The organism is Nonomuraea rhizosphaerae (genome assembly GCF_019396405.1).
GTDB lineage: Bacteria > Actinomycetota > Actinomycetes > Streptosporangiales > Streptosporangiaceae > Nonomuraea > Nonomuraea rhizosphaerae.
In genome coordinates this window covers 1-557 of sequence record NZ_JAHKRL010000181.1, presented here as the reverse complement: position 1 = coordinate 557, position 557 = coordinate 1, and the positions used below count along the sequence as shown (strand labels likewise).

Annotated in this window: 1 rRNA gene; it reads right to left on the bottom strand. The window is 60.7% G+C overall.

From position 1 onward, the window contains the following. Window positions 1–446: 446 nt before the first annotated feature. Window positions 447–557, bottom strand: a 16S ribosomal RNA gene (locus KME77_RS08995); the annotation flags it as partial.

Here is a 557-nt window from a genome sequence, read left to right as displayed (position 1 = left end):
GCTTAACGCAGCCTCCCACGTCCTTCATCGGCTCCTGATGCCAAGGCATCCACCGTGTGCCCTAAAAAACTTGGCCACAAAGATGCTCGCGTCCACTATGCAAATCTCAAACAACAAACAGCAACCAGCTCCCCACCCCTTGCAGGGATGGCTCACCGGCCCTGTACCGAGGACCCAACAGACAGCAAGCCCACCTGGCTAGAGGCGAGCTTGCCTTGATGTCCGTTTCCTCAGGACCCAACAGTGTGTCCAACCAGCCGGCCGAACAAGCTCCGCGTTCCCACTCCCACACCCCCGAAGAGGGGCGGGCGGTACTGGCAGGCCCGTAGCAGACGGCCTGGTTGAGTAGCCAGTGCTCCACTAGTGAGCCGTCACGCATCAGACGTTCGCTGATGACCGTGACATGGACCCCTTCTCCTTGCGGAGAGAGGTCGTGTGCTCCTTAGAAAGGAGGTGATCCAGCCGCACCTTCCGGTACGGCTACCTTGTTACGACTTCGTCCCAATCGCCAGCCCCACCTTCGACCGCTCCCCCCACACAAGGTGGTTGGGCCACGG